Genomic DNA, 2,982 nt, shown 5'->3' on the forward strand with positions numbered 1-2,982 from the left:
TAGCGCCCCATTGAGTAGTAGAGTAATCCCAGGTTGTTGAGACTGGTGGCCACATCGGGATGGTGGTGACCCAGCAGCTGCTTACACATCTCCAAAGCCTGTTGAAAGAGGGGTTCGGCCTGGTCATAGCGCCCCATTGACTTGTAGAGATTTGCCAGGTTGTTGAGACTGGTGGCCACATCGGGATGATGGTGACCCAGCCGCTGCTTAAACATCTCCAATGCCTGTTGAATGAGGGGTTCGGCCTGATCATAGCGCCCCATTGACTCGTAGAGTAATGCCAGGTTGTTGAGACTGGTGGCCACATCGGGATGGTGGGGACCCAGCAGCTGCTTTCTCATCTCTAATGCCTGTTGAATGAGGGGTTCGGCCTGGTCATAGCGCCCCAAATACCAGTAGAGTAATGCCAGGTTGTCGAGACTGGTGGCCACATCGGGATGGTGGTGACCCAGCAGCTGCATTCTGATCTCCAAAGCCTGTTGAATGAGGGGTTCGGCCTGGTCATAGCGCCCCATTGACCTGTAGAGTAATGCCAGGTTGTTGAGACTTTCGGCCACATCGGGATGGTCGGAACCCAGCAGGTGCATTCTCATCGCTAATGCCTGTTGAATGAGGGGTTCGGCCTGGTCATAGCGCCCCTGAAAATAGTAGATTTCTCCCAAGTTGTTGAGACTGGTGGCCACATCGGGATGGTGGTGACCCAGGCGGCTTCTAGTTATCTCTAAACATTGTTCATACCATGGTTCAGCCTGGTCATAGGTACCTTGACCGTAATAAAATCTTCCTAAGCCAATAAAAGGTAATATTAAATCTTCATCCCTCAGCCAGTCAGTTAGAACTGTGGCAGCTTCGGCTAAATGAGGGATGGCGGGGGTAACTGCTGTAATATCATCGCGAGTTGGTTTCTCAGGAATTTCTTTGGCCACAGCCACCATTGTTTGACAAAAGCGTTGCTTGTAGCAATCGGCCTCTGGTAATTGAGCCAGCTTGGTGTGGAAAAACTTGCGAATTCGTTGATCGAGTTGATAAGTTTGCTGTTTGGTCAGTTGCAACAGATTACGATTGACCAAAAAGCGATCGCGTAAGTCTTCCAATACTTCTTGTTGTTGATGCCATTGTTCGTTATTTTCAGTTTCGATAACACAAGTCTCTACCAGTGACCACTCAAAAGGACCTTGAGCAAACAGACTCAGACGACATGCTAACTGCTGGGCTTGTGGTGGCAAATCGTTCCAAGATGACTCAAACGTTATCTCTTTTTTTTTAAGGCATCCCTCGATAAATTTCTTGACACCAAGATATTCCAGACTGTTTTGAGACTCTGGTTTGCATAGGTCAATGTGATTCTTTGGTATCGCAACCGGCTTCACTGTTTCAATGCCTGGGTTAGCACTATCCTCATCTACCACCAAAATCCCGTTTACAGCCTGGGTTTCATAATACACCTTTGTGGCAATTCCTAGACTCCGAACATGTTCTCGATACCATTCATTTAATTCCCGTAACTGAGGGGAATGAGCTTTTAGTTCGTCCACACTTACGGTGGTTCGTGCCAGAACGCCAATATTATCAATTAATTTAGCTAGATGAGACCCAGTGTGGGGAGTAGCCAGAAATACAATCCCTTTCGTCTGCTCAAGAATAGCTTGCTTTTTAAAGGTCAACGCACTGTTGAGCATTTTTTTGACTAAAAGCCCGCCCATACTGTGAGCAATAAAGATTAATGGACGCTGACCGATATCGTGGATATATAACCACTCTAATAAATTACTGGCTTGATCGAACAGGGGCATACTGCTATTGTTTTTCCAGTTTGTCGCTTCAGCGTTATACCCAAAAGACCAGATGTTAACGCATAAATTATCTTTTCCTAACCAACCTAGCCAGTAGTTATCATCATCCCGTTTTCCCTGGGGATGCCACGTGCTTCTAGCATCCCCTCCCAACCCGTGAACAAACACCACATCGGCACTGGGCACTAAGTCCTGATGGCTTGAGATTTCAATCAAGCCCGTTGAATCACTCACCGATTAGCCTCCAGTTAATTATATAGTATTAACTAGTAGATGCCTAAAACCCTATTTCGATTTAGTCTAACAAAAAAATACAGGCAGTCGGGAGTCGGAAATTCTAAATTCTTAATTCTAAATTCTTAATTCTAAATTCTTAATTCCATTCAATAACTGTACATTTTATTTCAATATACCCTCCGAAAAAAATCGAAAAGTTCTTGACAAATTAATTTATAATCGTTATGATTATAAGTGTAAACCTGAAAACGTTTTTTTTACTATGTCTGACAACTTCCGCCCTAACCCAGAAAACAATCCTGAGGAGATTACTCCTAGTAATACACCTCAGGAACCTTCTCCAAAAAAATACCCGATTAAGCACATTCTTAAGGGCTCCCGCCAGGCAATAAACAACACCATGTATACCCTTTATGCACGGGGTTACGCCCAAATTGACGAGTGGAGCCCCCTTCAGCCGACTCAGATTCCTGGCGAATTCATCACGGTAATGACAAAGTATTTAATGCTGGGTTAAGGGCTTAAATTTCAGGGGGCTTTGCCCCCTGGCCAAAGCATCAGGTCTGTTCGTGTAGCGTGGCCTTTGGCCAATCACATCGAATCACATCTGGATGGGTTTACAAAGTTGAGACATAAGTAACAATTCCTAGCCGTGGAAAGGATTTCTACGGCTATTTTTTTTGGTTATTATTTTTTAGGGAACAGGGAACAGGGAATAGGGAATAGGGAGCAGAGAGCAGGGAGCAGGGAGCAGGGAGCAGATAACAACAATTATCAAAATTTATTTAGCTACCCTAGATCTCTTTATATTTGTGGCAAGTTATGCAACAATCTATCTTTGAAACTCTAATCTAGAGTTGACTAGTCTAGTTAGGTACCTCTAAATTTTATTTCCAATTTCCGATTCCCGATTCCCGATTCCCGATTCCCGATTCCCGATTCCCGATTCCCG

2 protein-coding genes are annotated in these 2,982 nt (G+C 44.8%); one reads left to right on the top strand and one right to left on the bottom strand.

The features are described from left to right. The coding region (locus AC4II3_RS32250) for an esterase/lipase family protein (RefSeq protein ID WP_490723032.1) at positions 1–2,027 on the bottom strand (2,027 nt) is incomplete at its 3' end. Between the two features lie 265 nt (positions 2,028–2,292). Here AC4II3_RS32250 and AC4II3_RS32255 point away from each other — a divergent pair. Beyond that, entirely contained in the window at positions 2,293–2,547 is a 255-nt protein-coding gene (locus tag AC4II3_RS32255) for a hypothetical protein (protein ID WP_488029831.1), read from the top strand. Positions 2,548–2,982 lie beyond the last annotated feature (435 nt).

This window comes from Moorena sp. (assembly GCF_982860115.1).